This is a genomic window from Micromonospora sp. NPDC049799 (assembly GCF_040656655.1).
Lineage (GTDB): Bacteria > Actinomycetota > Actinomycetes > Mycobacteriales > Micromonosporaceae > Micromonospora.
On sequence record NZ_JBFAMU010000520.1, the window covers coordinates 1 to 3437 of the forward strand.

Sequence of the window (3437 nt, forward strand, 5' to 3'; positions counted from 1 at the left end):
CCCGGACGCCCCCGGGGTCGGCGACCCGCCGGGGGAGGTCACGGCGGTCCGCCACGGCGAACTCGCGGCGCTGGTGAGCGAGGTGCCCCTCGAAGGGCCGCTCGGACGCCCCGCGGACCTGACCGCGTACCAGGAACTGCTCGACGGCACCGTGGCGGTCGCGCCGGTGCTGCCGGTGCGGTTCGGGACGGTGGTGACCGGGACCGACGCGGTGGTCGACCTGCTCGACGCCCACCAAGACCGGTTCGCCGACGCGCTGGACGAGTTCGAGGGACGGATCCAGTACACGGTGCACGCCCGGTTCGACGAGCAGACGCTCATCGCCGGCATCCTGGCCGACAACCCCGCCGCCGCCGACCTCGCCGACCAGGTGAAGGGCCAGCCGGAGGCGACGAGCCGGGAGCAACGCATCCGGCTGGGCGAGATGATCAGCCAGGCGGTGGAGCTGGCGCGGGAGGCGGAGAACCGGCACGTCCTGGACCTGCTCTCGCCTCTGGCCGTCGCGGCGGCACCCCGGCCACCGAGCAACGAGATGGACGCCGCGAACGCCGCCTTCCTGGTGGAACGGGACCGCGAGGACGAGTTCGTCGGCGCGGTGGAGGAGTACGCCGAACAGCGCCGGCAGCTGGTTCGTACCCGCCTGCTCGGCCCGCTGGCCCCGTACGACTTCGTCAGCGCCCACCAGCTCGCGGGGTGAGCGGTGGACATCCTGTGGGCGCTGCTGACCCTGCCGTACGCACCCGTACGGGGGCTGACGGCGGTGGTCAAGGTGATCGCGCGGGAGGCGGAGTCCCGGCAGGTCGACCCGGCGAACGTACGCCGGGAGCTGGAGGAGCTGGACGCGGCGGCGGCGGCCGGGGACATCACCCCGGCCGAGCGCGACCGGGGCCAGCAGCAGGTGCTGGACCGGCTGACCGGCACCGCCCGGCGGCCGGCGCCCCGTACGGGCGGCGGCCGCCGGGCCCGGCCGGGAGCGGAACGGCGCCGGGCGGCCGGGGCGGAGAAGGAACGACGACGAGGCACCGGACGGGCGCGCGACGGCGGTGTGGAAGGTGAGGGCCATGACGCAGCTGATCCGCGGCGACGGCGGTAGGAGCCGCCGGAACGAGCCGGCGAACCACGACGACGACCGGTACGACGACGAGGACGAGTACCTGGAGCCGATCTCGGCGGCCGAGGCCGCCCGGGAGGGGCTGCGGCAGGTCGTGGAGCTGACCGGCCGGGACCCGGTCGGGACCACCTCGCTGAAGTCGGTGCGGGACGGCTGGCTCGTCGGGGTGGAGGTGGTCGAGGACCACCGCATCCCCGCCTCGACGGACCTGCTCGGCCTCTACGAGGTGGAACTGGACGTCGAGGGGGGCCTGCTCGGCTACCGCCGCGTGCGTCGCTACCAGCGTGGGAAGGGCGAGGTGGGGTGAGGTGTCCGTGCAGCCCTCGGTGGTGCAGAACTCCGGGCAGGTCCTGCCCGCCGGCCACGAGCCGGCCAACCTCGGCGACATCCTGGAACGGGTGCTCGACCGGGGCATCGTGATCGCCGGTGACATCCGGGTGAGCCTGCTCGACATCGAACTGCTGACGCTCAAGCTGCGGCTCGTCATCGCCTCGGTGGACACCGCCCGACAGATCGGCATCGACTGGTGGGAGCACGACCCGTGGCTCAGTTCCCGGGCCCGCCCGCCGGTGGAGCCGGGTCCCCGGGACCCGGAGCAGGTGGAGGCGGAGCGCCGGCCCCGGATCGCCCGGCGGGCCGCGTCCCGGGAGGCGTGGGATGACCTCGCCTGAGCCGGCCGGGACCGCCGCCGCGGACCCGCGTACCGGTGCCTGGTTGCACGGGGTGGTGCGCGACGTGGAGCCGGGCACGCTGGCCACGACCGCCAGCCTGGAGGGCGACCCGGTCCGGGCCGTGCGGGCCGCGGGCCTGACCGCCGTGGTGAGCACCGTGCCGCTGAGCGCGTACGGGGAGGAGGCGCTGCGCCGCAACCTGGAGGACCTGGCGTGGCTGGAGCGGGCCGCGCGGGCGCACCACGCCGTGGTGGACGCCCTGTCGAGGGCCGGCGCGGTCGTGCCCGCCCGGCTCGCGACCGTGCACCACGGCGACGAGGGGGTGGCCCGCGTCCTGGTCGAGCGCCACGACGAGCTGGCCGCGACCCTCGACCGGCTCGACGGCCGCGAGGAGTGGGGCGTCAAGGGGTACGCGGTGCCCGGTGCCGTGCCCCGTGCGGCGGCTCCGGCCGGCGGGGGTGGGGCCGGCGCGGCGTACCTGCGGCGGCGCCGGGCCCAGTTGACCGCCCGCGAGGAGGGGCAGCGGATCGCCGCCGAGGCGGCGGCGGCCGTGCACGAGGCCCTCGCCGGGTACGCGGTCGCCGCCCGCCGGCACGCACCCCAGGACCGCCGGCTCTCCGGCGCGGCGACCGCGATGGTGGTCAACGGCGCGTACCTCGTCGACCGGCCCCGCCTGAAGGGGTTCTCCGCGCTGGTCGACGCGCTCGCCGACCGGCACCCGGAGATCCGGCTGGAGCTGACCGGCCCGTGGCCGCCGTACTCCTTCGTGGCGGAACCCACGACGGAGGCCGCGCACGCCGTGCGGGAGCCGGCGTGACCGCGGCGCGGAGGCCGGCATGGCGGTGACCACCCTCGCGCCGAGCAGCGCCGACGACCCGCTCGCCCACCGGACCGTGTCCCTGGTGGACCTGCTCGACCGGGTGCTCGCCACCGGCGTGGTGATCTCCGGCGACATCACCATCTCGATCGCGGACGTCGACCTGGTCCGGGTCTCCCTGCGCGCGCTGGTCGCCTCGGTCGGCGCGCTCGCCGCACCCGAGCTGCCCGCCGCGGCGGCCGGCGAGGCCGCGGTCGTCGCGGGGGAGGGGGCATGACCGACCGGGACGAGGCGGCGGAACTGGCGGCGGCGCTCGGCGAGTCGTCGTGGCGGGAACCCCGGGTCACCCCGCTGGACCGGCGGCTCGCGGTCGACCCCGGCTCGGTGGAACGCGGCCTGGCGAGCCTGGTGCTGACCGTGGTCGAGCTGCTGCGCCAGCTCATGGAACGGCAGGCGCTGCGTCGGGTGGACCTCGGTGACCTGACCGAGGAGCAGATCGAGCGGATCGGGACGACCCTGATGGCGCTGGAGGAGCAGATGACGCTGCTCCGCGAGCACTTCGGGCTGTCGCCCGAGGACCTCAACCTGGACCTCGGTCCTCTCGGCCCGCTCCTGCCCACCGACTGACGCTGCGCTGCGGCGATCGCGTGGTCGGTACGGTCTTCCGGCCGGCTGGGACCACGTCGTCACGCGCACTGTCGAGCTCCCGACCGGAAGAGTTCGCGGCTGGGACGCCCCTCCCGTCGACCCGTCAGATCAGCGCCCGCGAAGGCCGTCGTCGAGGACCACCGGCCGGGTTCAGCCCTGGCGGCCCTCGGCGTACGCCTCCAGCCAGGCC

At 75.7% G+C, this 3437-nt stretch carries 7 protein-coding genes; all 7 read left to right on the plus strand.

Going from position 1 to position 3437, the window contains the following annotated elements:
• Window positions 1-697, plus strand: a 697-nt coding sequence (locus AB0I76_RS25565) for a GvpL/GvpF family gas vesicle protein (RefSeq protein WP_357040349.1), incomplete at its 5' end; no start/stop codon positions are given.
• A 3-nt stretch (window positions 698-700) separates the two neighbouring features.
• A complete protein-coding gene (locus tag AB0I76_RS25570; RefSeq protein ID WP_357040352.1) occupies window positions 701-1093 on the plus strand; it encodes a gas vesicle protein GvpG in 393 nt (130 codons plus the stop codon).
• Window positions 1062-1418: a gas vesicle protein gene (locus AB0I76_RS25575; RefSeq protein WP_357040356.1), complete on the plus strand. Its 357-nt coding sequence runs from the start codon at window positions 1062-1064 to the stop codon at window positions 1416-1418. The genes AB0I76_RS25570 and AB0I76_RS25575 overlap by 32 nt, the downstream gene beginning before the upstream one ends.
• A 1-nt stretch (window position 1419) precedes the next feature.
• Window positions 1420-1782 (plus strand): gas vesicle protein GvpJ, encoded by a 363-nt coding sequence (gvpJ, locus tag AB0I76_RS25580; RefSeq protein ID WP_357040359.1) that lies wholly within the window; start codon window positions 1420-1422, stop codon window positions 1780-1782.
• Entirely contained in the window at window positions 1769-2599 is an 831-nt protein-coding gene (locus tag AB0I76_RS25585; protein ID WP_357040362.1) for a GvpL/GvpF family gas vesicle protein, read from the plus strand. Before gvpJ ends, AB0I76_RS25585 begins: the two co-directional genes overlap by 14 nt.
• A gap of 19 nt (window positions 2600-2618) precedes the next feature.
• On the plus strand, window positions 2619-2876 hold the full coding sequence (locus AB0I76_RS25590; RefSeq protein ID WP_357040365.1) for a gas vesicle protein: 258 nt from the start codon (window positions 2619-2621) through the stop codon (window positions 2874-2876).
• Window positions 2873-3226 (plus strand): gas vesicle protein K, encoded by a 354-nt coding sequence (locus AB0I76_RS25595; RefSeq protein ID WP_357040368.1) that lies wholly within the window; start codon window positions 2873-2875, stop codon window positions 3224-3226. The genes AB0I76_RS25590 and AB0I76_RS25595 overlap by 4 nt, the downstream gene beginning before the upstream one ends.
• Window positions 3227-3437: the final 211 nt, after the last annotated feature.